Source organism: Pseudomonas sp. NFACC46-3 (assembly GCF_900114515.1).
GTDB classification, from domain to species: Bacteria; Pseudomonadota; Gammaproteobacteria; order Pseudomonadales; family Pseudomonadaceae; genus Aquipseudomonas; species Aquipseudomonas fluorescens_Q.
Window position 1 is genome coordinate 57247 of record NZ_FOTH01000010.1, and the last position, 23956, is coordinate 81202.

Sequence of the window (23956 nt, forward strand, 5' to 3'; positions counted from 1 at the left end):
CTGGCCCCCATTTGATGAGGGCCAGTGAGGCTCAGACAGAGGCGGCCACAGGTGCCAGGGTCGGGCCGTGGTCTACACGCTCGGGAGCCTTGTGCACCATGGTGTAGGCATAGTCGACGCCCATGCCGTAAGCACCGGAGTGCTCCTTCACCAGATTCATGACGGCGTCGTAGGTGTCGCGGTTGTTCCAGTCACGCTGCCACTCCAGCAGCACCTGCTGCCAGGTGACCGGCACCACGCCGGCCTGAATCATGCGCTGCATGGCGTAATCGTGAGCCTCCTTCGTTGTGCCACCGGAAGCATCGGCGACCATGTAGATCTCGTAGCCGGCATCGTGCATGGCGGAAAGTGCAAATGTGGTATTGCACACTTCAGTCCAAAGGCCAGAGACGATGATTTTATTACGGCCATTGGCTTTCAGCGCGTCACGGACTTTCTGGTCGTCCCACGAGTTCATCGAGGTGCGCTCCAGCAGAGGCGCGTCAGGAAACACAGCGAGTAATTCGGGATATGTGTGGCCGGAGAAGCTATTGGTTTCGACGGTGGTGATAGTGGTTAGCACGTTGAAAATTTTTGCGGCCTTCGCCAGAGCGACCGTGTTGTTCTTCAGCGTCTGGCGGTCGATGCTTTGCACGCCAAAGGCCATCTGGGGCTGCTGATCAATGAAAATCAGTTGGCTGTTTTGAGGGGTCAGGACTTCGGTTTTTGGATTGTTCATGGTGGTTCCCTTTAGTGAAATGATGGTCTTCTAATCTCTTTGCGGGCCGGGCCAATCTTTTGTCCGCTGAAAATCACGGAAGGTTGTTGGCGGTAGGTGCGGCGCCGATTTCGAGTTCAAGGTAACCGATCATTCACGATTTTAGGGGCGCATTAATGCGTCTCCATAGACGCATTAATGCGCCCTTATAAAATCATTTGCGGTGCTAGTCTCTGGCATCCCACAACTCGGACTGCCGCTGTGCGAGCAGTCTGTTCTACGCCAGGAGAATGCAATGTCAGCTTCGCAACCGTTCGGAAAGAAAACCGCTTACTGGGGAGTCGCATGGGAAGAAAGCTACGGCTACCCGCAGGCCAGACAAGTCGGAAACGACATCTATATATCCGGCCAATTCAACCATGATGAAGACGGCAACCTGGTAGCTCCTGCCCCACTCGATAGCGAAGGCAAGCCCAGTGATTTCTCTTCGATGGGAGAGCAAATGCGCGCTTCCTACGACAACATCTCCAAGTTGCTTACACTGTATGGCGCAACACTTGAAGACGTGGTCGAAGAGACGCTTTATGTGCTGGACATGGACGCGGCTTTTGCCGTGGTAGGCAATGTTCGCAAGGCTGCGTTTGGCACCGAGCGGCCCCAGTGCACGAGCAACATCATCGGCGTATCGAGGCTCGCACAGCGTTCGCAGTTGATCGAAATTGTCTGCAAGGCGGTCATTGGCTCCGGCACCCGCTAAGACGTGCTCCCGGTTTCGTCTACGAAACCGGGAGAGATCGCTGGCCTTCGACCAAGGGCTTGAGTTCGGCAACCGCCGCTGCGCAAAACGTCATGAACGCCTTGACTCGCCATGATTTTCGAATGTCCTGGTGAGTCAGCAGCCAAAGCCCATCCTGAAGTTCAGGCACAACCGGGCCGACACGCACCAATCCCGGCGTGATGTCACCCAGCATGCAGGGAAGGAACCCAAAACCAAGACCCGCTACAATCGCAGCGCTTGCAGCGGCAACGGAGTCGGTACGATACGAAATGCAATCGGGGTGAACTCTGCTATCAACGTAGCTCGTTGCTTTGAGGCCGCATAAAGCTGCCGAGTAAGATACCCACGCCTGGCCTTCTGCGAAAGGTGTCGAGGTCGGTGCGTTTTTATCACTGCCGTATGGCGCCCAGGCAATTGTCGCGAGTTTGCGCCCAACCAAACTTTCAGCTGGTTTATTGGTCGCCCTCACCGCAATATCCGACTCATCGCGGGCAAGACTCAATGTCTGATTGCCTACAAGTACTTCAATCGCTATCCCTTCATTCAGAGCTTTGAATTGCGCAATGATAGGTGTGAGGAAGTACAGCAGCAGCGAATCGCTGGTGGTGATGCGGAGTTTTCCGAGTGGCCCCTGACCCGCCCGTGACACACGCCGTGCAACACTAACGATATCCAGTTCGACTCGCTCGGCGAGCTCTCGCAGCTCTACGCCTTCCGCTGTGAGCATGTATCCCGAGCGGCGGTGATCGAAGAGTGCAACTCCAAGTGTTTTCTCAAGCTGGGCCACTCGGCGCGATACCGTGGATATGTTGATCCCCAGTTTTTTGGCAGCATCAGTGCGATTTGCGCATTCACTGAGCGCTTTGATAATGCGCAAGTCGTCCCATGAGAGCTGGGCCACAGCATCACTGAAATCCGATCTGCCCCCCTTTTGCACTGCCTGGCGTGATGAACCGATGTTAGGTGGCGTATTCACGCGAGATATTCCAAATAGCATGTTCGCTCATCATACGAAAAGGCTAACGGGGAACAAAGTAATTGGGGTACCCCCCAATTTGTGCCACTCCTTTAACGCCCGCGCATCGAATTCGAGGCTATAGGTCATCTAGCGAAACCTTAACCCGCTGGGGATTAGCCAGCCGCTCGCGAACCGTTGCGATCAAGGCTTCATCGTCCTCGGTCATCAGGACGGGCTTGAAGGGTAGCTGACCGCGCTCTGCTACGTACTGCAAGGCTTGGCGCATCAGCTCAGAAGGGGTGACGCCGAGCTTTTCCAGCTCGTGGTAAGCACGCGCTTTGAGGTCGTCGTCGATACGGACATTGATGGACGCCATGGGATGGCCCTCACTGTAATGACATTGGTCTTTACATTGAGGTAACAACTTCATTTGAGCCAGCCTGAAAATAGCTGGTTTTTTTACCCAATTCACAGGTTACGTGTGTCGCTCGCAACTCTACGTACCGAGCACAGCACATGCTCAGGTTTAATCGTCCCCGATTCGATTCCACTGAAAGCCATAACTAGCTGATTTGTTTATAGTTACTAGTTGGGGTACGCCGAATTTTCCAGCGAACTCCAGACCCGCAGAAAACCTAGCCTCGCCGAAAGCTACCGTTCGTCTGGTGCCGGCACCATACAAAACGAAGCCCTCGTAGAAATGCGGGGGCTTTGTTGTTTCTGGAGGTTGAACCTTCCCAGGAGCTAGATAAGACCGATATCGCCTTAATCAGCATCCACAGACCAAACCTTTCCTGCGCTCCTACCCGTTACAATTTCACGTCAGGACAATGTTGACGGTCTCTTACACCGACCTATAATGCCCCCCAACACACCCGCCAAGCCTAGGTTGACCCAGTCAGCAAGCTCAAATCGTGCGGGTTTTTTTTGCCTGGAGAAAACTACATGAGGCCCTTCGACAAGCCGGCTCTCAGCGTAGAACAGCAATTGGAACTGCTAAAGCAACGAGGTTTGCACATCGCCAACGATGATCGAGCCATGCGTTTTCTCGAAGTGGTCACGCTGTTTCGCCTGAGTCCCTACATGCGCCCCTTTCAGGAGCTAGACCCTGAACATCCTTTCAAGCCCGGCAGCACACTGAAGGCAATCGTCGATATTTACCGCTTCGATGGTACGTTGCGGCGCGTCACCATGGATGCCATCGAACGTGTCGAAGTCGCCATACGAGCGACTATCAGCAATCATATGTGCCCCAAGTACGGGCCTGACTGGATAGCTGACGCGTCCGTCTTCTCCTCGTCATACTCACACACCGATTTGTTGCGTCCATTGCGGGAGCAAATGAATAAGGAGCGCAGTAAACTCAAACGTGATGTCGACCGCATCAGAAAGGGCCGACAAGCCGATGGGCTCCAGCAACAGCGGATCGAAAACCGCATGCGTGACAACTATTTCCGATACTACGGTGCAACCTATGCCCACCCGGAGTTGCCGCCCGCTTGGGCGGTCCTGGAAGAACTCAGCCTTGGGACGGTATCTACCCTCTTCAATGCCATAGGCAAAAGCGCCGACAAGAAAGCTATCGCCACCAGATTCAGCCTGCCCTTCGAAGTACTGGCCTCCTGGCTACACACGCTGACCTTCATTCGCAACTGCTGTGCCCACCACTCACGGCTATGGAACCGAGAGCTCTCGATTCGACCATCCTTACCTAAAGAATGGGCCATTCCCACGGCCCCCGCCGACCAGCCTCAGCCCAAACAGCGGCTATACGTCGTATTGACGATGCTGGCCTACCTAACCGACCTGATCAGCCCTGACAGCCAGTGGAAGCTTCGCCTGGCCGAAATCATGGATCAGCAGGAACTGGATTATTTGAGGCTCATGGGATTTCCAAATGATTGGAAAGATCAACAGCAATGGCGCCTAGCGTAGAGAAACTAGAAGCAGACTGCGGTTAATTCCCTGCTTCATCATTCCAGCCAAAAATCGTGGTCTGTCCCCTCGAATCACTGATCGGGGTACGGCAAATTTTCCACCGACGTCTAAACCCGCAGGAAACCTGGCCTCGCCAAAAGCTACCGTTCGTCTGGTGCCGCACCATACAAAACAAAGCCCTCGCAGAAATGCGGGGGGCTTTGTCGCTGGGTTGATCGCAGGAGCAGATAAGCAGGCAGGGCAGGTACCCTTTCACCCTCCGTTCGGGTGAAGGGGTAAGCTGCTACTCTGAACCTCTCGCAACCCGACTCGATCATAAAGAATAGTGTTGAGCAGAAAGTTAAGAATCAAACTGAAAGTAGAATTGGAAGCATTGAAAGTGAGGAATACCGATATGGCAAACGAACGCGCGACCAGTGTTTGGGAAGCGTTGGTTGACACGCCAGAAGAAGCCGAGAACCTTAGAGTCCGCTCCCAAGTTATGCGAGCTATCGCCTTGGTCGTAAAGGCATGGGACGTCTCGCAAGCCGAAGCGGCTCGCCGGCTGCATGTTACGCAGCCACGGCTCAACGATCTGCTGAAGGGGAAGGTTGATAAGTTTTCCCTGGATGCGCTGGTGAATCTGTTAGCCGGTGCAGATTTGAAAATAGAAATCAGCGTTACCGCCAAAGCCGCCTGAACCGGGGGCGCTGTGTCTAGTCCTGAAACAGGTGCAAACCTATTTCAGGACTAGACAAATCACTGTAATGACATTGGTCTTTACAGTGAGCTAAACACCTCATTGGAGCAAGCCTGGAAAACGGCTTGGTTCCGTCAGAGGTCATTCTCAGAGCGCAAAGCAGATCCCATGTGAGCGACTCATGAGCCCAACCGATACGTGGACTGCACCAACCCCGAGGGAAAGCAGCGACTAGACACCAATTTCAATTCAACGTCCTGCTGAATGGCACCGAACAGCGACCTGCCCGCCCCGATCAGCACAGGAACAGTGGTAATCACCATGTCGGCGACTAATCCATCGCGCAGGAATGACTGCACGACCTGCCCTCCGTCGACATAGACACGATGCAAACCCTGGCTCGTCAGTTCCTCCATCACGTCCCTGGGTGAGAGGTTGGAGAAACGTACCTTGCCCTTCAGCGCCTCAGGCACCGGCGAATCCGCCAGCCGTTCCGACAACACCACCACGGGTCGTTCATAGAACCAAGTATCAAAGGTCAGTACCTTCTCGTAGCTTCCTCGCCCCATCACAATCACGTCTTTATCGGCGATGAAGTCTGAGTAGCCATGGTCCTCGGTTGGATCGTCGCGCTGCAAAAGCCAGTCGATGTCACCATCGGGCCTGGCGATGAAACCATCTAGGCTGGTGGCTATGAAAACATGGGCAGTGGCCATCAGGGTCTCCTTGAGAGGTATGTCGATGCATGACCGGAAGCACGAAATTATTGCTCACCCATAAAAATACCTAAACCGCCTCCGCCAGCATCGCGCCACGATTGCAGCCTTCTCACCCGCCCGCTACTCTCCATCTGTCGCTGCAAATTCAGCGACCGGGCGTAGGAAACCCGAAGTAAATCAAGGCGCATCAGCTGCGCCTCGCTTACTATTGCAGGCGCTTTTTCTGTGTCTGCGATATGCGTTATGGCGGCTGTGCGCGGGACACCTTCGGGTGTGCCGGGTGCCTTGATTCCCGGTTTTCCTACCCCGTGCATGGCCGCCACCCCATCCCGTAGGAAAGGACGGTTGCGGCTCTCACAGTCAAGGAGCCAGACAATGCCAAACCAGCAAGACCTCAAAACCCCAGGCCTAACCCCCTTCTGCTACCACTCCGACCGCCCTTTATTCCGCGTCAACAGCGGCATACCCATCGGCGAAGCCCTGTCCCACGCTTCCGATCTGCTCCACGTCGCCAAGGTCCTGGCCGAGGACGCGGCGATGATTCGCGGTACGGATCGGTATGCCTGGGCTTCGTGTTATTTGCAGGATATGAGCAAGGCCGTCATCGATGACGTGGTGAAGGTGCTTGAGGCGCCGGGGAGTAAGTCGGCTTAAGAGTTGCAAACCCAATGCTGCTCACGAGCGGGGCAGCCTTGGATTTTATCTGCCGGAGCAGATTAAAGAAGGGCTGCTTCACGCCCATCATCGGGGATAAATCCCTCGCCACAGGTTCACTCTGTCCCAGGCCCAAACAGTTGGCGCTGTATTCATCTAATCATTTCCCCCGCCGATAGCCTCAGATAAGAGCCTGGGCTCCCCCAAGGCTCTGCTGGCGCTCGACTACACTTCCCAGAATTCCCCCGCTCCAGGAGCAGTAAGCGATGAAGATCCGCACCAAAGTCATAGGCTCGGGGTTGGTCAGTCTTTCTTTTGCGCTATTGCTCGGCGGTATAGGGCTGTGGGGTTATCACTCCATGACCGAGGCCCTGGTGCAGAACGAGACCAGTATTTCGGCCATGCGCAAGCACATGGAGGCGGACATGATGCACGACGCCATTCGTGCCGATGTGTTGGCCGCATTGCTGGTGGCACCGGGGGACACTCAGGCGGCCAAGGAGGTGACGGAGGCATTCGATGAGCATACGCAGCGGATGCGCAAGGTTATCGCCGAAAACGCCGAGGCCAAGTTACCGGGGGATGTCGCCAAGGCGATTGGCGAGCTTAAACCACAGGTCGAAACCTATATCGACAAAGCCAAGCAAATAATCGGCAAGGCACTGAGCGGTGCCCAGGATGGCCAGGCGTTGCGGGCGGAGTTCGACGGGGCGTTTTCGGCGTTGGAGGAGCGCAACGAGGCAGTGAGTGAGCTGATCGAGAACCAGGCGCAATCCTCGCGTGAGCATCAGGACCACAGCATTCACACCTCGGAGCGCTGGCTGATCGCGACACTACTGGCCACTTGCGTGGCGCTGGCGCTGTTGTCGTGGAGCCTGCTCAAGGCTGTGCTGACGCCACTGAACAAGATCATCCTCAATGCCCAGGCGATGTCCCAAGGGGATTTGCAGCGCTCGATGGGGGCTCAGAGCAAGGATGAGTTGGGTCAGTTGCAAGGTGTGATCGAGCAGATGCAGACCAATCTGCGACAGATGATCGCCACGATCCGCGGCCAGAGCGATGAGTTGCACGGCACGTCCCGGCATCTGGGCGATACGGCGCGACAGATTGTGTCCAGCGCCGATCAGCAGGCCCAGAGCGCAACCAGCATGGCGGCGAGCATGGAGCAGATGATGGCGAATATCAGCCAGATCCATCAGCACGCCGACAGCGCCCGGACGATTTCCGCGCAGTCCGAGCATTTGGCGAGCAGCGGTGGCCAGGTGATTCTCGGGGTGGTGGAAGGCATGAACCGGATCGCCGAGGTGGTCAACCAGTCCTCCAGCAAGATCACGGCGCTGGACGCATCATCCGAGGACATTCATTCCATCATCCAAGTGATCAAGAGCATCGCCGAACAGACCAACTTGCTGGCGCTCAACGCCGCCATCGAAGCCGCCCGCGCCGGTGAGGCGGGGCGTGGTTTTGCGGTGGTGGCCGATGAGGTGCGCAACCTGGCGGCGCGCACCACCCAGTCCACCCAGGAAATCACCGCGATGATCGAGCGCATCCAGTCCAGCGCCCGGGACGCGGTGGCGAACATGCAGGCGTGTGTCAGCCGTGTGGACGAAGGCGTCAACCTGGCCCAGCAGGCCGGGGTGTCCATCAGCGAAATCCGCACCGGTGCCCGGCATGCGGCCGAAGTGGTGGAGGAAATTTCCCAGACCATTGCCGAGCAATCCAAGGCCAGTGATGAGATGGCCCAGCGGGTGGAGTCGATTGCCGAGCAGTCCCGTGAGAACACACGCTCGATTCACAACCTGACGCAAACGGCGGATCAATTGAACAATGCGGCGGGGTCGATGCAGGCTTCGGTGCAGCAGTTCAAGGTTTGATCGGATACCCGTGGCGAGGGAGCTTGCTCCCGCTGGGCTGCCTAGCAGCCCTTTTCAAACCTCGCTCACCTCGAACACAAACGAAATCTCCCGCTTCTGGGCGCTCCAGACGTACCGAATATGCTTGCCCTGCACCGGAATCGAAACTGCCGGAGGGCGAAACGCGGCCACGCATTCGTGGCCGGGCAGCCGGACGCTGTTGTACAGCAGCCCCCACGACAAGGTTTCACGCAGTTGTCGGGCGAACACTTGGGACGGACCATAGGCGGTAGGGTCGGGGTTGTGGAGGTGGGGGTAGTCGTGGCGGATATCGTGCAGAGGTTTGACCACCTTGTTGATGTAGGTGCGCATGGTCAGCTCCAGGTCTGGCTCGTTGGTCGCGCCAAGGAATCGCGCCTGGTGGTAGCAGGTCTCGGCAATGGCCGCTTCCTGGCTGCTGGCGGCGTAGTAGACGCCGAAGGTGCCGTCGCTGAAGCGGCTGCTTTTGCCGATGTGGGTAAACGCCGCCATCACCGGCGAGGAGCCGGGCCCGGAAATGCGGTCCTCTGGGCGGACCCGGGACAGCACGCCGGCTTGCTCCATCAGCCGATCGTTGGTCAACGCTTCCAGGGCGTAGGCCGTGGGCAGGTCCTCAGGGTCGAGTACGTCTTCAAACAGCGAAATCGGCGGGAAGCTGCTGTTGACGATCCGATAGGCCCGATTCCATTGCGGGTCCGCCAGTGGTGGCATCATCAACCGCGCACTCCGTCGAGGTATCGCCGCACATCGGCGATGTCTACCACGCGGCCGGTCAGCATGTAGGACAGTGCCGACTGGCCGTTGAACGGTGCCGCGGTGTTCGGGCTGCTGACCCATTGATAAGCACGGTCCCGGCTGTTGCTGAAGATAATGCTCAGTGCCTTGTGGATACCCATGAGGTAGGAAATGCGCTCGAGCGTATCGCGAGGCAGCTTCACGTTTTCCGGCAATTGTTTGTATTTGTAGAAGGTCGTGTTTCCCACCTTGCCCAGCAATGTGCGCTGCTGCTCGACGCTGCAGCCCCAGAGCGCCATGAGGTTGAAGAAAAACTTCAACGCGACTCGACCCGCATCCGGGGAATCCAATTGTTGCTGCGCATTGAGAGTGATGGAGGAAGTCGCCATGGTTTGGGCTCCTTTATCGCGGGGTGGTGCTTAGAGGATAGTACAGATGTGGATTATTTTTTAGTTTTTATTCGCAAACGGATTCTATCGATGTTCTATTCGAACAATTCGGCATGGCTTTGCAGGTCAACAAACGTAACCAGCTTCCCACTAACGGGTCTTGGCCAGCATCTGTTAGGCAAAATCCCCAAATTCCGCATAAGCTCCAACCATCGCCTGCCGGCGCTTTTCGGCACAAAATCGCGACAACCGTGGCAAGGTGCATGATGATAGCCGGCATGCACTGCCTGGCCCGGACCAGGCGCACAACAATAGCGAGCCCACTTAAGCAGAGGGCATTACCTCATGGATAGCAGAACCCTACGCAACCTCATGCGTATCGTGCAGACCGGCTCGTTGTCGGCAGCGGCCGAGCATTCGTGCCTCACGGTGCAGGCGTTGGCGGCGCAGTTGAACAAGGTCGAGGAACAGTTCGGTTTCCGGTTGTTCCGGCGCTCGAACAAGGGCCTGACGTTGACGAGCCAAGGCTCGGAACTGACCCCCTTCATGGATCAGGTGCTGATTGCCACCCGGCAGTTGGAGGAGAAAGTCGCGGCGCTCAAGACCCCGCGACAGCGCACCCTCAGAATGGCGCTCAATACCACCCTGCCGGCGGAGTTCAACCGGCGAATGATCGACCGGTTGATCGCTGTGTTCCCCCAGTATCAGCTGGAATTCAGCTACGCCGAGTCGATGGAGAACCTGAGCAAACTCAGGAATGAAGATTTTGACCTGGCGGTCCTGATCGGCCAGCAACAGGGCGGTTTTACCAGCATCACCATGCCGGATGTGCAGGTGCGGGTGGTCGGCGCCCATTGTGGCGATGCAGACGACTCCCTTGGCCTGCTCGGTGACAAGTTTCAGGTGCGTCCGGCAGAAGAATGCCCGTATTCCCACAGCTTCCTGCGCTTTCTCGACGCCGGCCTGGGTGAATACGGGTCGAGCCAGCGCATGGTGTATTCCTGCAGTGAAACGCTGACACTGTCATTGATCACTCAGCTCGATGGCTTGGGGCTGGTGTCCCGGGAAGCCGCGCTGCGCAACGGCCTGGCGATTTTCCCGGATTTCGAGGATTTCCTTGAAGTCCGCCTGGCGGTGAACAATCCGGAGTTGTCCGGCCAGGCACTGCACGATGTGGTGGACCTGACGCTACAGGAACGAACCGAGCGCGATGTACGCCGCCGTGCCCACCGCCACACTGAGAAACAGGTTGCGGCTGAAATACGCACATAACAGCGTCGGAATCGCGGCATAAAACTCGGGGCGGTCGAGTTGTATCTGCTGATCCTTGATCAACAAGGGAGTCAGACTGATGGCAGCGACGATCGCCACTGGCAGGTATTCCAGGGCGCGGGCAATAAAGGGCGGCCAGTGTTCGGTATTGATCTGCAACGGCAGGGCGCGCGGCAGGAAGGTCACGGCCATCATCAGGACCACGACCAGGATCAGGAACGTTTGGTCAGGCATACGCCTACTCCGCAGCCAACGAACGTGGCAATGAAGACATTGAATGGCGAGCTGCCCAGCAGGCTCAGCCCGCCCATGCAGACGACAGCCGCCAGGGCTGCGATCAGTTTGTTGCGGGTGTTGCACAACGAAACCAGCACATAGAGCATCATCGCTGTCAGGGCATAGTCGAGCTGGTATTTGATGAGGTGCGCCGCGTATTGCGCACATACGGCGCCCAGCAAGCCACCCAGTACCCAGGATGTGTGGCAGAACAGGTTGAAGCCGACCAGGTAGCGCACACTCACCGGCGCCCCGCTGCCGAGCTTGACGCTGTGGAACGCGAACGACTCGTCCGTCAGCCCCGCCGCGTAGCACCAGCGCTCGAAACGGCTGAGCCCCAGCGCACGCAGGGCCTTGGCCATGTAGACCGACATCAGCATGTGGCGGGCATTGATCAGGAACGTGGTGAGCACGATGGTGGTCAGCGACGCGCCGCTGGAAATCAACGCCAGCGCCGCGAATTGCGAAGCGCCCGCGTAGACGAACAGGCACATCGCCACCGGCAACCACAGGGGCAACCCGGCGTTGACCGCCATCAGACCGAACACAAACGAAACCGTGAAATAACCCGCTACCACCGGACTGGCTTCAGCAAAGGTACGCGAGGCTTGTGGTTCGACCGCCAGCGGCTGGCTGGAAGTCTTGTTCATAAATCCCTCTCGAAGGTGATTTCGCCCCGGGGCTCACAGAAGCCCTGGGCCGCCCAGAAGCGCTTGCCGGCCAGATTAGCATCGTCGACAAAAAGGAACATGCGCAGTACGCCGACCCGTTTCATGTCAGCCGACGCGGCTTCAACCAGGCGCTGGCCCAGGCCTTTGGCGCGATGCTGCATGCTGACCGCCAGGTGATTGATCGTGCCACGGGTACCGAGCATACCGCCGATCACGGCACCCACCACGTCACCGCTCGCATCGATAGCCAGGTACGCGGTGGTGGTTTCCTGCAACAACACACCGCGCAAGAATCGGGCGTCCTGCCATTCGCAGAACGACACTTCGTCGAAACCGCGAAAAAACCGCTCCAGTCGCTCGGCGTCCCGGACCATGGCCCGGCGCAACAGGACCTGCTGCGTCGGGTCGTCCATGGGTTCGAGCCGTTCAGCGAACAATGTCGAAAGCGGTCCCGGGCCGCGAGAAGGAGATGGCCAGGATCTGCCGGTACGCCATGTCATGGCTATGGGTGTTGCGCGCCGGGGTCACGTAATGGCGCATGTCGCGATCCAGGAAGAACGTCGTGTCGAGGATGTCCTCGTAGGTCGTCGCCGCCAGCTGTTCTTCCTGGGCGCTGTACAAACGGCTTTCCGCACCCGCCACATTCTGGCGACCCCAGAAGTGCACGCCGCTGAACGGATAGCCATCACAGTGAATCCCTTCGGGGGTGATTTCCAGTTGTTTGCCCGGCTTGATCTCGATGCGGATCTGATGGATCTGGCACTGCCAGATTTCATCGTGCAGCTCCTGCGGCAGGACGTTCTTGTAGACCTCGAAGTCCGTGTCGATCAGGCTGCGCATCACCGGCGAATTGATCACTTCGTTGGAGAAGTCCTGAAAGTGCCGCTCCAGTCCACCGACATAGCTGTTGTTGGCCTTGGACTGAATGTAGGCCCGGTGTTCGAGCTGCGTGAGCTCGCGGGTCGTAGGGTTGTATTCGAAGTCGCTGTAGCGGCGAAAACGCATGCCTGACTCGGCCTGGCCGTAGTAGCTGTCGGGCTCCATGTTTTCCCAGCTTTTGGTCAGCCGGACAAAATCGCCGAAATGACCGTAGAGGTTGAAGTCTCCACCGCGAACATTGACGTATTTGTCACGTCTTAGCGCTTCGCCCACTTCCCTGTTCAGAACGATCATTTTTCATAGGTCTCCGCTGCATTGAGCGGCCTAATCTAGTAGGTGCAGGATTTACGTCCATGAGAAAGTATTTGAGGCATTTCAAGCGGCGCTTGAAACGCTGGCAAAAATTGCATGAGTACGACTTTTGTTCGGGAAAACAGGCGGTTCCAGCGGTGTTTTTTGTGCTGAAAGCCAAAAAGACCCGAGTTTGAGGTCGCAACGCTATTTATTGCAGGCAGGCGTGATCAATTGTGGCGAGGGAGCTTGCTCCCGCTTGAGTGCGCAGCGCTCACACCAGAAGGGCTGCTGCGCAGCCCAGCGGGAGCAAGCTCCCTCGCCACGGTTTTATAGACTTACAACCTGATCAGGCATCAGAAGACGTTGATCGGGTAATCCACGAACACCCGCAGCTCATTGCCGCTGACGTTGTACTCGCTGGACTTCTGCGACACCCGCAGCACGGAACTGCGCAACCTGACGCTCAAGTCCTTGGCCGGACCGCTCTGGACCACGTACTTGAACTGGTTGAAGATCTCGCGCTCGGTGCCGCCTTCGCTGGTCGAGGTGGTGATGTTATCGCCACGCACATAAGCAACGTTATAAGTCAGGCCCGGTACGCCGAAGGTGGTGAAGTCCAGGCCATAGCCCAACTGCCAGCTGCGTTCGTCTTCAGCGTTGAAGTCGGACCAGTAGGAGTTGGCCAGGTAGATCGTATTGCCGCCATCACCCACCCGATTCTGCTCGCGCTGATAGCCACCGTAGGCATAACCCAGGTTGCTGTCGCCGGTGCTGCGCTGGTGGGCGAGCGTGAAGCTGTGCGGCCCCGTGGCGAAGGTGGCTGCCAGGCTCCAGATCTTGTTGTCATCGCCGGTGACGTTGTTTTCACGAACGTAGCTGTTGTCCAGCTTGGTGCGATAACCGTTGAAATCCAGAGTCAGGGACTGATCCTTGGCCAGCGGGAACACATAGTTGGCGTTCACGTATTGCTTCTTCAATACATCTTCGACATCCGAAGCGTAGAGCGAAGCCTTGAACTGCTCGGTGAACTGATAGCTGCCGCCCAAGACGTTGATCGACTTCAGGCCACCGCTGTCGCGGCCTTCAGCACTCTTGCGCGATTCGGCGGTGAAACGGCCGGCATTGAGTTCCAGGCCCTTGATCTCCTTGGAGGTGATCAACGTGCCGGTGTAGCTTTCCGGCAACAGGCGCGAGTTGTCATAGCTGAGCACCGGCAGGGCCGGCATCTGGTCGCCGTAGGCCAGCACGGTGTTGGAGACGCGGAACTTGACCGCTGCCCCGAACTTGGACAGGTCATCGGCCGCGTTGCCGCTGTCGCCTTGCTTGAAGAAGTCGATGCCACCCGCACCGCTGCGGCCTTTACCGCCGTCCAGACGCAGCGCGTACAGGCCGAACGCATCCACACCGACACCCACGGTGCCCTGGGTGAAACCGGACGAGAAGATACCTATGGCTGCCTGGCCCCACTCGGCCTTGTCTTGGTTGCCATCTTTGTAGTCGCGATTGATATAAGCGTTGCGCAACAGCACTTTCAAGCTGCTGTCTTCAACGAACCCCTTGGACTCAGCCTGGTCATTGGCCATGGCGTGTGTCGTGCTCAAGATCCCCAGTGCGATCAAACTAATGCGCTTGTTCAACATGTTTATTTTCCTTGTGCGGGTTGATACGCACTGTGGCGGGCAACCGAAATGGCGCTTTTTGCGCTCTTTTTCGGACTCTTGCTCCTGGAAATAATGAAAAGGCCCGCCCACGAGTGATCGTGTCGGGCCTTTTTATTATTTAAGAGTCATGGCTGTTAGCCACAGGCGTAGGACGAATCCTAGTCGCGCCCTCAACGGTGTGTCAATTTCGTGAAACGTCTGTAATCAGGCAAAAAATGTCTAAGAACTGGTCACCGCGAACAACCATCCAGACCGCAGGCCGCTGGTGGCGTGGAGGCCTGAACCGGCGTGGCTTGCGTCAGCCATTGGGCGAATGCCTCGGGCTTGCCGAGCCAGGGGCCGATGTCGATCAGCGTGAACTGGCCGTCCTGCTCCAGGGCCAAGGTCGGGAAACCCTGGCCGCCAACCTGAGCCAGCAAGGTACGACTGGCCTTGATATGCCCCTGCACGTCAACCGCGCGCAACGCCGCCAGGAACGCCTGGGCCGGCAGGCCCATGGATTGAGCGAACTCCAGCAGAACGGTTTCGTCAGCGATGCGCCGACCCTCGACGTAGTGCGCGGTTTGCAGGCGCCCGAGCAATTCCAGGCCGTGGCCGCCGAGCTGTTCGGCAGCGAGGATGGCGGCGGTCGGCGGCGCCGAATCGAACACGGCGCTGTGGTCACGCAGCAAACCTTCAAAGTAGGCCTCGCCAAACGGCTGCCCGGAATATTCGGCGATGCGCCGGTCGTGGGGCATCACGTAATCGCGCAATTGCGGCGAAACCTGCTGGCGATTGGCACCGGTCATCATGCCGCCGCCATGAGCAATCACCGGCAATACACTTCGGGCAGCCTGCACCAGCGGCTTGGCGCCGTAACACCAGCCGCACAGCGGGTCGTAGATATAATGAAGAGTGACCATGAGGACTCCGCTAACCATGGGGATTGAATGGCAGCAGGGTAGTCTTGAGAGCGCTGCGGAAAAACGCTGAAACGGTTTTCAGTGTGTTTCGTGAATCGGTCGAATATCCCAATGAATTTGAACACCACCCCTGTATGGGAACTGGCTAGCTCCCATAGGATTTGTGCGAATGTGAAAGCCTGCGGATACAAAAAAAGCGCTGCCATCCCGGCCAGCGCTTTTTATCAATCCGTCGAATTCTATCCTTGCATCACATCCCACAACGCTTCCAGCTCCGCCTCGCTGAACAGGCCAACGGGGTAACGCTCAACGATTACCTGGCGCGGATCAGGTTCTCTGATCTGACGCGTTCCGTTGGATTTCAACCACTGCGCCAAGGCTTGAAGCGACTCACCATTAACGGCCAAGGGATGGCATGTGCGCTCGCTTATCATATTCATTCCAGCGCCCTCTCCTGGTTGATGAGCGGCCAATTTATCCAAGGTTTATGACAAAACAACTCAGTTCTCTCCCCAGAACTGCCGAAGTACAGATACAAGAGCTATGCCAATGTATCCGCCACGCCAATAAACAGACACAAAAAAACCCGCGCGCCAATCGGGCCGCGGGCTTGCCGGCATGGATCCAAAACCGCCGACCTAGAGCCGGCGCGGTCGATATCACCCAGCTGTTACATCGCCACTCATTTTGCGCGCGGTGCAGGTTGCTGTTGAGTAAGGCAATGGATATTGCCGCCCCCCAGTAACAGTTCGCGCCCTGGCACCATGACCACTTCGTGCTGCGGGAACAGGTTCTGCAGGATGTCCCTGGCCGGTGCGTCCAGCGGATCGTCAAAACTTGGGGCGATGATGCCGCCGTTGACGATCAGGAAGTTCACATAGGAACCGGCTAGCCGCACGGTTGGGTTGCGCTCTTGGGACCCTTGCACCGCGTCGACACCGGCACACTCCTCCTCGGTGGCGTACAACGGCCCCGGAATCGGCATTTTGTGCACTGTGAACGGGCGTCCCTTGGCGTCAGTGCTGTTTTGCAGCACGTTCATCGCCGCGTGACAGCGGGTGTAGTTCGGGTCTTGCGGGTCGTCGGTCCAGGCAAGCAGGACTTCACCTGGCCGCACGTAGCAGCAGAAGTTATCCACATGGCCGTCGGTTTCGTCATTGAACAGACCGTCCGGCAGCCAGATGATCTTGTCCACAGCCAACTGCGCGCTGAGCACTGCCTCGATCTCTTCACGGCTCAAGTGTGGGTTGCGATTGCGGTTGAGCAGGCACTCTTCGGTGGTGATCAGGGTGCCTTCACCATCCACATGGATCGAGCCGCCCTCGAGCACAAAACCTTCGGTGCGATAACGCGGGCTGCGCTCGATCTCAAGAATCTTGCCGGCCACTTGCGCATCTCGGTTCCACGGTGCGTACAGGCCGCCGTCGAAACCGCCCCAGGCGTTGAAATCCCAATCGACACCGCGCACTTCGCCGTTGTCATTGATGACGAATGTCGGCCCTGTGTCGCGAACCCAGGCGTCGTCGCTGGACATTTCCACCAGGCGGATATTCGGCACATCGAGACGCGCCCGGGCATTTTCGTATTGGGCCGCAGACACCGCCACGGTCACCGGTTCAAAACGGGCGATGGCCTTGGCGACCGCTATGTGGGCGGCCTGGGCGGGCTTGCCGCCCAGGCGCCAGTTGTCCGGGCGCTCGGGCCAGATCATCCAGACCTGGGTCTGGGTCGCCCACTCGGCAGGCATGTGGAAACCATCCGCGCGGGGAGCGCTGTGCAACGTTGTCATGGGTCATCTCCTGGGCGATGGGCAGTGGCAACCTTATAAACGATAAATATCGACTAATAAAGCCAAAAAAACTAACATCCATCAAAAAATAGCGCCAAACATCGACAAAAATCGATTTTATAAATTAATGCAACCCCTGTGGAAGCGAGCGTGCTCGCTATAACGGTTGGTCAGCCAAATCAATATAGGCTTGGACACCGTCATCGCGAGCACGCTCGCTCCTACAGGGGAACAGCTTGGCGTTCCAGATTTAGTTACAACCCCTCGTCCAAGACTTTCACCAACATATCTACGAAGAAATCCACGCTCTGGCGCGTAGTGACCATCGGCGGTTTGATCTTGAGGATGTTCAGGTAATCGCCGGTCGGTTGCATGAAAATCCCCAACGTTCGCAGGCGGCTGCACAGCGCCGTGGTTTCTTCAGTGGCCGGCTCCAACGTGTCGCGGTCGCGGATCAGTTCCACGCCCAGGTAGAAACCGGAGCCATGCACCGCACCGACCAATGGATAGCGATCGATCAAGGCCTCCAGCCGTGCCTTGAAGTGCCCACCCACCACCCGGGCGTTTTCCCAGAGATTTTCTTCTTCCATGACATCCAGTACCGCCATGCCGATCTGGCAACTGACCGGGCTGCCTCCGGCCGACGAAAAGAAATATCCCTCGGCTTCCAGCGCCTCGGCGATCTCCCGGCGGGTAATGACCGCACCCAGTGGCTGGCCGTTGCCCATGCCCTTGGCCATGGTGATGATATCCGGCACCACGCCTTGCTCTTCGAAGCCCCAGAAAAACTCGCCCATGCGCCCATAACCGACCTGGACTTCGTCGGCGATGCAGACCCCACCGCGCTCGCGCACCATCGCGTAGACCTGCTTCAGGTAACCGGGCGGCAGCGCGATCCCACCGGCGTTGCCGTATACCGGTTCGCAAATGAAACCGGCGAGCTGGCGGTTGTTTTCGGCGATTTTCGCCAGGTTGTGTTCAACGCTGCGCACGTAGTCCGGCGCAGTGTCGGGACCACGGAATTCGCCGCGATAGATGTTCGGTGCGGTCACGGGATGCACCCAATCCGGGCGGCTGCTCAAGGCCTGGGGATTGTCGGCGATAGACGTCGAGACCGCATCGGCGGCCACCGACCAGCCGTGATAGGCCTCCAATACGCTGAGCATGTCCCGCCCGCCGCTGTAGGCCCAGGCCAGGCGGATCGCCAAGTCGTTGGCCTCGGTGCCGCTGTTGACCAGGAACACCCGGTCCATGTTGGACGGCGCCAACGCCAGCAGGCGTTCGGAAAATTCGGCGATCGCCGCATAGTGGAAACGCGAGTTGGTATTGAGCAGCGACCACTGCCGGGCAGCCACTGCCGCCATGCGTGGATGTCCATGGCCCAGCACCGCGACATTGTTGAGCATATCCAGGTACGAGCGGCCCTGCATGTCGATCAGGTGATTGCGCCAGCCGCGCTCGATGCGCGGCGGATCGACGTAATAGTGCTTCTGCGAACGGGCAAAGCTCGCATCGCGACGGGCCAGCAGCGCCTGGGGATCGATCTCCGGTTCGGCATCGCAAGCCAGTCCCAGCAGCACCGCCGGCGAAGGACATAGCGCCTGCCAGGCCGCTGCCCTGGAGGGCGTGCAGAACAGCGGTGGATTCACCTGGGCGCCACGGCACAACTGGACCCGCAACGGCCCCGTCACTTCACCCAGCACCTGCCCCTTGACCAGTGCCGCGCCGGAATGCAGCGGCGACGTCACGCCCCACAGCCGCACGCTCAACTGCGCACTGTCCAGCTGCAACAGGCCGTCGGCAGCCTTGTGCACGACCCCAGCGAACGGGGATTCGAGCGGCGTCCCCCGAGGAACGCTCAACTCCACGTGCAGTGGATAAGTATCGGGTTCGACGGCGCTGTCCGGCCGAGTGCGGGATAACCGGTATTGCCCATAGCGGCTGGCGGCCAGGCCATGAACGCCCGCGGCCTCGCTCAGCAGGCGCTGGTCGATCCCCGGCTGCTCCCAATTGCCGGCCTCGAAATGCGGGCTCAGTACACCCAGGTCAATCAGCGCGAACTCACGCCCCACCAGGGTCGGCAATAGCGGCGCAAAGCCTTCGCTGGCGATGGGCGGCAGGCTGTGGCCGACGGCGGTGAGAATCGCCGCTTCCATCAATTCGAAGGGCACCGAGTGGGCGACCCGGAAAATCTCCCACTCATGGGCCAGGTTGTCGCGGCTGTATTGGTTGTCCGGGTCGATGGAAACCTGCTGTTCACCGCTGAGCACCAGCACCGCGGCGCGCGCCACGATCAATGGCCACAGTGCCAACAGTTCTTCGCGTTGCAAGGGGTTGACCGCCTGGTAGGCCTTGATCGCCGGCAAGATGAAGAATGGATCGCCGTCGGCGTGGTGCAGCAGGGCCGCACACGTTACCGACAGGTCCGTGATGCGCCAGGTGCGGATCAGGTCGCCGAAATCGATGACGCCCTGCAATTGCCATTGGCGCTGGGCATCGCGCTGCCAGACCACGTTGTCATCGGTGATGTCCATGTGGATCGCCTGCACCGGCAGGCTGGCCTTGAGCGACTGCAAGCGCCGCTCGGCCTGTTGCGCGACCTCGGCGATCAGTTGTCGCCGCTGATCGTCGGCGATGACAGGCAACAGATGATCGACTAGGGCCGGAGCGTGGCGCGCGTCCCATTGCAGGGTGCGCTCCAGGCCTGGGTGGTCGAATGTCGCCAAGGCCAGGTCCATTTCCGCGCACAGGCGGCCCAGGCCGGTCACCAACTCAGGCGGCAGGTGTTTGAGCTGCGTGAGGGACTGGCCGTCGATGTACTCAAGCAGGCGCATATGGATCGCTTGACCGTCGACGTCCAAAGTCAGCAGGTCCTGGCCGTTGCTGGCGGTAATCACCCGCGGCACCTTCACCGCACTGTGCCCGGCCAACTGCTTGAGGGCCGCGTGTTGGGCCTGAAGTTCCTGGACAGCGTAGTCGCCGTGGCAAATTTTCAACACAAAGCGCCCACGTTCGCTGTCGACGCGGTAATTGAGGTCCTGATTGCTGCCAAGGGGTCGCAGGTCGCCGCTGAGTCCGTAATTCGAGCGCAGCAACACCAGCGCTTGCTCGGCGCTGATCTGTGGGCTTGGCAAACTGGCACGGTGAACCAACGTAGCGAGTGGCATACAACGACCCCTGAGGTGGTTTTGTTCGGATGCCTATCACGCCACTGAGCCGGAGGATAAGCAACCCCTCCTGTTCAAAAATATGCACAGCTCTCCTGAGAGGCTATATGGGGAGGGCGTGTCCATGGGATATTCGCTTGCACCGCCCCTCGCCATGCCTACAAGCTATGCTCCTAAAGCTCTGTCGTCTCACGGAAAAAGGCTTACCCGGATGCGCATTCTCGTCACTGGCGGTGCCGGTTTCATCGGCTCGGCTCTCATACGGCACTTGATTCTTGATACCGGACACCAGGTTCTGAACCTCGATAAGCTGACCTATGCTGGCAATCTCGAATCACTGAGCAGCATCGATCACGACAGCCGCTACGAATTCGTCCAGGCCGATATCGTCGACCAACCAACCGTCAGTGCGGTGCTGGCGCGATTCAAACCTGACGCCATCATGCATTTGGCGGCCGAGTCCCATGTAGACCGCTCCATCGATGGCCCGGCGGACTTCATCCAGACCAACATCGTGGGCACCTACAGCCTGCTGGAGGCCACTCGAGCCTACTGGCAGGCCCTGCCCGAGCCGCAGAAACGTGCGTTTCGCTTCCACCACATTTCCACCGACGAAGTGTATGGCGACCTGCACGGCGTGGATGACCTGTTCACCGAGACCACCGCCTATGCCCCAAGCTCACCGTACTCGGCGAGCAAGGCAGCGTCCGACCACCTGGTCCGTGCCTGGCAACGCACCTACGGCTTGCCCGTGCTGTTGACCAACTGCTCCAATAACTACGGGCCGTTTCACTTCCCCGAGAAGCTCATTCCACTGGTGATTCTCAACGCGCTGGCCGGCAAGCCGTTGCCGGTCTATGGCGACGGCCAGCAAGTGCGCGACTGGCTGTTTGTCGAAGATCATGCCCGTGCACTGCTCAAGGTCGTCACCGAAGGCATGGTCGGCGAGACTTACAACATTGGCGGTCACAACGAGCAGAAAAACATCGACGTGGTGCGCAGCATCTGCGCCTTGCTCGAAGAACTGGCGCCACGCAAGCCCGAAGGGATCGAGCACTATGCCGACCTGATCAGCTTCGTCCAGGATCGCCCCGGCCACGACCTGCGCTACGCCATCGACGCCAGCAAGATCGAACGGGAACTGGGCTGGACACCACGGGAAACCTTCGAGACCGGGCTGCGCAAGACCGTGCAGTGGTACCTCGAAAACCTGCTGTGGTGCCAACGTGTCCAGGACGGCAGCTATCAAGGCGAGCGCCTGGGTTCGCTCGACAACAAGGATGCAATGGCATGATGAAAGGCATTGTCCTGGCCGGCGGTTCCGGCACACGCTTGCACCCGATTACCCTCGGGGTTTCCAAGCAACTTTTACCGATTTATGACAAGCCGATGATTTATTACCCGATCTCGGTGCTGATGCTCGCCGGCATCAAGGACATCCTGGTGATTTCCACGCCGCAGGATCTGCCGCAGTACCGCAACCTGTTGGGCGATGGCCATCAGTTTGGCGTACGGTTCAGCTATGCCGAGCAGCCGTCGCCCGATGGCCTGGCCCAAGCGTTCCTGATTGGCGAACAGTTCATTGGCAGCGACTCGGTGTGCCTGATCCTGGGCGACAACATTTTCCACGGCCAGCATTTTGGTGAACAATTGCAGACCGCCGTCAACCGGCAGAGTGGCGCGACCGTGTTCGGCTACTGGGTCAAGGACCCTGAGCGTTTTGGCGTGATCGACTTCGATACAGAAGGACGGGCGATGTCCATCGAAGAAAAACCCACCGCACCCAAATCCAGCTACGCGGTCACCGGCCTGTATTTCTACGATAACGACGTGATCAAGATCGCCAAGGCCATCAAGCCGTCCAAGCGCGGCGAACTGGAAATCACCGACGTCAACAATACCTACCTGCAACGCGGCGACCTGCACGTCGAGCGCTTCGGTCGTGGTTTCGCCTGGCTGGACACCGGCACCCACGACAGCCTGCTGGAAGCCTCGCAATACGTGCAGACCATCGAACATCGCCAAGGCCTGAAAGTGGCGTGCCTGGAAGAAATTGCCTACCAGCAAGGTTGGGTCAGCCGCGAGCACGTTCTGGAGCGCGCCCAGTATTTTGGCAAGACCGGCTACGGCCAATACTTGTTCAAGATCGCCGGAGAAACACGATGAATGTCATCGCCACCCGTTTGCCAGAAGTCTTGATCATCGAACCGAAAGTCTTTGGCGACGACCGGGGTTTTTTCTACGAAAGCTTCAATGCCCGGGCGTTTGCCGAAGCGACTGGCTGCACCCTGCAGTTCGTCCAGGACAACCATTCACGCTCCACCCGGGGCGTGCTGCGGGGCCTGCACTATCAGATCGACCAAACCCAGGGCAAACTCGTGCGCGTCACGGCGGGGGAAGTGCTGGATGTCGCGGTAGACATCCGCCGCAGCTCGCCGACCTTCGGCCAATGGGCCAGCGTACGCCTGTCGGCGCAGAACCACCGGCAGATGTGGGTCCCGCCAGGTTTTGCCCACGGTTTCGTCGTACTGAGCGAATCAGCGGACTTCCTCTACAAGACCACTGATTACTATGCCCCCTCGGCCGAACGCTGCATTCGCTGGGACGATCCGCAGTTGGCCATCGATTGGGAGTTCGAAGGCACGCCGATCCTCTCGGCCAAGGACCTGAATGGCAAAGCCCTGCACGAGGCCGACCTGTTCCCATGAGTGCCCCCTTGCGTATCCTGATCATCGGCCAGAACGGCCAGGTTTCCCGGGCGCTCCAATCGCGCCTGAGCGGCCTGGGCGAGTTGACCGTACGCGGCAGCGACCAACTCGACCTGGCACAACCGGATTCCCTGCGTGCCCCCATCGAAGCCCTCAAGCCCGGCCTGATCATCAATGCCGCCGCCCACACGGCCGTCGATCAGGCCGAAAGTGAACCGGAGCGGGCGTTCACCATCAATGCCACGGCACCGGGCATCCTGGCCCAGGCAGCGGTTGCGCTGGGCGTCCCGCTGATTCATTACTCCACCGACTACGTCTTCGATGGTCTCAAATCCGCTCCCTACACCGAGGACGACACGCCCAACCCGCTGAGTGTCTACGGACGCAGCAAGCTGGCCGGCGAGAATGCCATCCGCCAGGCTGGCGGCCAGCACCTGATTCTGCGCACCAGTTGGGTGTACTCCACCGAGGGCCGCAACTTCCTGTTGACCATGCAGCGCCTGTTGCAGGAAAAACCGCAGCTGCGGGTGGTCGCCGACCAGGTCGGCGCACCGACCTGGGCCGGCACCATTGCCGACAGCACCGCGCAATTGATCGAGCGCTGGCAGGCCGGCCAACCCGGCGCCTGGGGCACCTATCACCTGACAGCCCGGGGCGAGACGTCCTGGTTCGGTTTCGCCCAGGCCATCGGCGAAAACCTGCTTGAGCGACACAAGCCGTGTGCGCAGCTTGAGCCGATTGAATCCAGCGCCTATCCGACTCCAGCCCCGCGGCCACTCAACTCGCGCCTGGATTGCACGCGCCTGCTCAAGGAGTGGGCAGTGAGCCAACCGGACTGGCGAGACGCGTTGCAGCAGTGCCTCGCCGGACAAGCCTAGTACTGCCTTACAAATAGTAT

General features: G+C 58.7%; 25 protein-coding genes. 10 read left to right on the plus strand and 15 right to left on the minus strand.

Features of this window, described 5'->3' with window-relative positions:
• Positions 1 to 31: 31 nt before the first annotated feature.
• Complete coding sequence (locus BM300_RS12705) at positions 32 to 718, minus strand: hydrolase (RefSeq protein ID WP_092463032.1); 687 nt, start codon at positions 716 to 718, stop codon at positions 32 to 34.
• A gap of 274 nt (positions 719 to 992) precedes the next feature.
• Between BM300_RS12705 and BM300_RS12710 the strand changes: the two genes are divergently transcribed.
• Entirely contained in the window at positions 993 to 1454 is a 462-nt protein-coding gene (locus BM300_RS12710; protein WP_092146505.1) for a RidA family protein, read from the plus strand.
• A 19-nt stretch (positions 1455 to 1473) separates the two neighbouring features.
• Here BM300_RS12710 and BM300_RS12715 read toward each other — a convergent pair whose 3' ends face one another.
• Together BM300_RS12715 and BM300_RS12720 are read right to left on the minus strand one after the other, a co-directional pair.
• Positions 1474 to 2433: a LysR family transcriptional regulator gene (locus BM300_RS12715; RefSeq protein ID WP_371856956.1), complete on the minus strand. Its 960-nt coding sequence runs from the start codon at positions 2431 to 2433 to the stop codon at positions 1474 to 1476.
• 136 nt (positions 2434 to 2569) lie between these two features.
• A complete protein-coding gene (locus BM300_RS12720; RefSeq protein ID WP_010567868.1) occupies positions 2570 to 2809 on the minus strand; it encodes a type II toxin-antitoxin system RelB/DinJ family antitoxin in 240 nt (79 codons plus the stop codon).
• Between the two features lie 569 nt (positions 2810 to 3378).
• Here BM300_RS12720 and BM300_RS12725 point away from each other — a divergent pair.
• Complete coding sequence (locus tag BM300_RS12725; RefSeq protein WP_092146509.1) at positions 3379 to 4368, plus strand: Abi family protein; 990 nt, start codon at positions 3379 to 3381, stop codon at positions 4366 to 4368.
• Positions 4369 to 4765: 397 nt separating this feature from the next.
• Positions 4766 to 5050, plus strand: a complete 285-nt coding sequence (locus BM300_RS12730) for a helix-turn-helix domain-containing protein (RefSeq protein ID WP_092146511.1) — start codon at positions 4766 to 4768, stop codon at positions 5048 to 5050.
• Between the two features lie 179 nt (positions 5051 to 5229).
• Here BM300_RS12730 and BM300_RS12735 read toward each other — a convergent pair whose 3' ends face one another.
• On the minus strand, positions 5230 to 5766 hold the full coding sequence (locus tag BM300_RS12735) for a dihydrofolate reductase family protein (RefSeq protein WP_092463033.1): 537 nt from the start codon (positions 5764 to 5766) through the stop codon (positions 5230 to 5232).
• 378 nt (positions 5767 to 6144) lie between these two features.
• Between BM300_RS12735 and BM300_RS12740 the strand changes: the two genes are divergently transcribed.
• Positions 6145 to 6423 carry a DUF3077 domain-containing protein gene (locus BM300_RS12740; RefSeq protein ID WP_092463035.1) on the plus strand — a complete coding sequence of 93 codons (279 nt, stop codon included), beginning with the start codon at positions 6145 to 6147 and terminating at the stop codon, positions 6421 to 6423.
• 266 nt (positions 6424 to 6689) lie between these two features.
• Positions 6690 to 8297: a methyl-accepting chemotaxis protein gene (locus BM300_RS12745; RefSeq protein WP_092146517.1), complete on the plus strand. Its 1608-nt coding sequence runs from the start codon at positions 6690 to 6692 to the stop codon at positions 8295 to 8297.
• A gap of 54 nt (positions 8298 to 8351) precedes the next feature.
• Here the strand turns inward: BM300_RS12745 and BM300_RS12750 are convergent, their stop codons facing one another.
• Both BM300_RS12750 and BM300_RS12755 read right to left on the minus strand, forming a co-directional pair.
• A complete protein-coding gene (locus tag BM300_RS12750; RefSeq protein WP_063323388.1) occupies positions 8352 to 9029 on the minus strand; it encodes an RES family NAD+ phosphorylase in 678 nt (225 codons plus the stop codon).
• Positions 9029 to 9439, minus strand: coding sequence for an MbcA/ParS/Xre antitoxin family protein (locus BM300_RS12755; RefSeq protein ID WP_003196771.1), 411 nt, complete (start codon positions 9437 to 9439; stop codon positions 9029 to 9031). Before BM300_RS12755 ends, BM300_RS12750 begins: the two co-directional genes overlap by 1 nt.
• Before the next feature lie 345 nt (positions 9440 to 9784).
• Here BM300_RS12755 and BM300_RS12760 point away from each other — a divergent pair, with 345 nt between their 5' ends.
• Positions 9785 to 10711: a LysR family transcriptional regulator gene (locus BM300_RS12760; protein WP_092463036.1), complete on the plus strand. Its 927-nt coding sequence runs from the start codon at positions 9785 to 9787 to the stop codon at positions 10709 to 10711.
• Here BM300_RS12760 and BM300_RS12765 read toward each other — a convergent pair.
• From BM300_RS12765 to BM300_RS12805, 9 genes are all read right to left on the minus strand, one after another.
• On the minus strand, positions 10628 to 10945 hold the full coding sequence (locus tag BM300_RS12765; protein WP_063323390.1) for an AzlD domain-containing protein: 318 nt from the start codon (positions 10943 to 10945) through the stop codon (positions 10628 to 10630). The two genes, BM300_RS12760 and BM300_RS12765, sit on opposite strands and share 84 nt — an antisense overlap.
• Positions 10924 to 11637 (minus strand): AzlC family ABC transporter permease, encoded by a 714-nt coding sequence (locus tag BM300_RS12770; protein ID WP_003196767.1) that lies wholly within the window; start codon positions 11635 to 11637, stop codon positions 10924 to 10926. Before BM300_RS12770 ends, BM300_RS12765 begins: the two co-directional genes overlap by 22 nt.
• Complete coding sequence (locus BM300_RS12775) at positions 11634 to 12071, minus strand: GNAT family N-acetyltransferase (protein WP_170845933.1); 438 nt, start codon at positions 12069 to 12071, stop codon at positions 11634 to 11636. Before BM300_RS12775 ends, BM300_RS12770 begins: the two co-directional genes overlap by 4 nt.
• 13 nt (positions 12072 to 12084) lie before the next feature.
• Positions 12085 to 12831: a 2OG-Fe dioxygenase family protein gene (locus tag BM300_RS12780; RefSeq protein WP_003196764.1), complete on the minus strand. Its 747-nt coding sequence runs from the start codon at positions 12829 to 12831 to the stop codon at positions 12085 to 12087.
• Between the two features lie 353 nt (positions 12832 to 13184).
• Complete coding sequence (locus BM300_RS12785) at positions 13185 to 14471, minus strand: OprD family porin (protein WP_092463038.1); 1287 nt, start codon at positions 14469 to 14471, stop codon at positions 13185 to 13187.
• 251 nt (positions 14472 to 14722) lie between these two features.
• Positions 14723 to 15394 carry a DsbA family protein gene (locus BM300_RS12790; RefSeq protein WP_092463039.1) on the minus strand — a complete coding sequence of 224 codons (672 nt, stop codon included), beginning with the start codon at positions 15392 to 15394 and terminating at the stop codon, positions 14723 to 14725.
• A 239-nt stretch (positions 15395 to 15633) separates the two neighbouring features.
• Entirely contained in the window at positions 15634 to 15834 is a 201-nt protein-coding gene (locus tag BM300_RS12795; RefSeq protein ID WP_053177657.1) for a hypothetical protein, read from the minus strand.
• 242 nt (positions 15835 to 16076) lie between these two features.
• On the minus strand, positions 16077 to 17183 hold the full coding sequence (gene aguA / locus BM300_RS12800) for an agmatine deiminase (RefSeq protein ID WP_092463041.1): 1107 nt from the start codon (positions 17181 to 17183) through the stop codon (positions 16077 to 16079).
• Between the two features lie 254 nt (positions 17184 to 17437).
• On the minus strand, positions 17438 to 20350 hold the full coding sequence (locus BM300_RS12805) for an aminotransferase (protein ID WP_092463042.1): 2913 nt from the start codon (positions 20348 to 20350) through the stop codon (positions 17438 to 17440).
• Between the two features lie 211 nt (positions 20351 to 20561).
• Here BM300_RS12805 and rfbB point away from each other — a divergent pair, with 211 nt between their 5' ends.
• From rfbB to rfbD, 4 genes are read left to right on the plus strand one after another with little or no spacing between them, the layout of a single operon-like run.
• A complete protein-coding gene (gene rfbB, locus BM300_RS12810) occupies positions 20562 to 21644 on the plus strand; it encodes a dTDP-glucose 4,6-dehydratase (protein WP_092222259.1) in 1083 nt (360 codons plus the stop codon).
• Positions 21641 to 22516 carry a glucose-1-phosphate thymidylyltransferase RfbA gene (rfbA, locus tag BM300_RS12815; RefSeq protein ID WP_092146528.1) on the plus strand — a complete coding sequence of 292 codons (876 nt, stop codon included), beginning with the start codon at positions 21641 to 21643 and terminating at the stop codon, positions 22514 to 22516. Before rfbB ends, rfbA begins: the two co-directional genes overlap by 4 nt.
• A complete protein-coding gene (gene rfbC, locus BM300_RS12820) occupies positions 22513 to 23058 on the plus strand; it encodes a dTDP-4-dehydrorhamnose 3,5-epimerase (protein WP_092463044.1) in 546 nt (181 codons plus the stop codon). The genes rfbA and rfbC overlap by 4 nt, the downstream gene beginning before the upstream one ends.
• Positions 23055 to 23936 carry a dTDP-4-dehydrorhamnose reductase gene (rfbD, locus tag BM300_RS12825; protein WP_092463046.1) on the plus strand — a complete coding sequence of 294 codons (882 nt, stop codon included), beginning with the start codon at positions 23055 to 23057 and terminating at the stop codon, positions 23934 to 23936. Before rfbC ends, rfbD begins: the two co-directional genes overlap by 4 nt.
• The last annotated feature ends 20 nt before the right edge of the window (positions 23937 to 23956 follow it).